This window comes from Sandaracinobacteroides sp. (assembly GCF_057137845.1).
Genome location: NZ_DBNHFX010000216.1, coordinates 1 through 1,286, shown reverse-complemented (window position 1 = coordinate 1,286; position 1,286 = coordinate 1). Strand labels below are relative to the sequence as shown.

Here is a 1,286-nt window from a genome sequence, read left to right as displayed (position 1 = left end):
ACGACACCCCGAAAAGCCGGCTTCTTGGCGCCGAGGAGAAACCCATTCGCCCTCACCTCATTATCTGTAAAGCATTGCGGTATTTTGCCCGTTCGGTCAGCACAAGCGAAATCATGACCGCGCGGGCGATCGTCGCGACGGGCGCCTTACAGCCGGCCCGTCTGCTGGTCGTGGCCCAAGGGCTCGACGATCGTATCGGTCACGACGGCAAGGTTCCTCGACGCTTAGGCCGCAGCCTGCGTAGAACTGATCGAAATGAAGCAGGAGCCGATCAAACGGCATCGCGTTCTCCCCGTGGTTCGACGCCCTTCCCTATGGCGGCGAATCCGCGTAATCGTTTACAGTATCATTTGCAAACCGCTCGACCGCAAGGAGATTCACTGACATGAGGATTTCGAAGCATCGCATTGCAGCGCTTCTTATGCTGTCCAGCGCCTTGCCAATCGCCGCCAACGCGCAGAATGCGATGCCTACGACGCCAGCACCGTCTGCTACGCAGTGCCTTGCCCTTCCCATCGGCAAGGTCGCGATCCAGGCCTATGTTTTCGCCAGCCAGCTTGCAGGCGTCACCATCCCGCCTGAATGGGACAGCCTGCCCATCGACCAGAAATTCAGCAACATCAAGCCGTTGGGTGCCAAGCTGATGTCGGTGCGCCCGACCGACGAACAGATTGCCGCAGTGCTGAAGGCGATCGCCGCGATCGGCTACCGCAATATCGAGGGGATGGACCTGATTTCCGACGGCAACCCGGCGGCCTATGACCGACTGCTGAAGGAAAACGGTCTGCACGCAGTCGCCAGCCACACCTCGCTCGACAAGGAAAAATGGCCGGCGGAACTGGCAGCGGCGAAAGCGCGCGGGCAAAAGTTCATCGGCTCGGGCGGCTTCGGCAAACCGGGCTTTGCCACGCTCGACGATGTGCGTGCGACCGCCGCCAACCTGAACGAACTGGGCAAGGCCGCCGCCGCCGAGGGGCTGACGCTCTATGTGCACAATCACACCGGCGAATTCGACGCGCGTTTTCCCTATGATCGCGGCGACGGCAAGCCGGTGATGACTTCAGCCTGGGAAATCGTCGCCGCCGAAACCGACCCGCGCTATGTGCAGTTCGAAGTCGACGTGTTCTGGGCGCGACTTGGCCTTGGCCCTGACAAGGTCGCCGAACTCGACGCGTTCCTGCGCAAATACCGGGATCGCATCCCCCTTCTTCATATGAAGGATCTGGCCGCGAACGGCGCGGTCACCGACATGGGCCATGGCACGACCGACTGGCGCCGCATCGTCG

Annotated in this window: 2 protein-coding genes; both read left to right on the top strand. The window is 61.5% G+C overall.

From position 1 onward, the window contains the following. The coding region (locus AC16JP_RS11640; RefSeq protein ID WP_484340782.1) for a hypothetical protein at nucleotides 1–389 on the top strand (389 nt) is incomplete at its 5' end. Beyond that, the coding region (locus tag AC16JP_RS11635; protein ID WP_484340781.1) for a sugar phosphate isomerase/epimerase family protein at nucleotides 386–1,286 on the top strand (901 nt) is incomplete at its 3' end. The genes AC16JP_RS11640 and AC16JP_RS11635, both read left to right, overlap by 4 nt.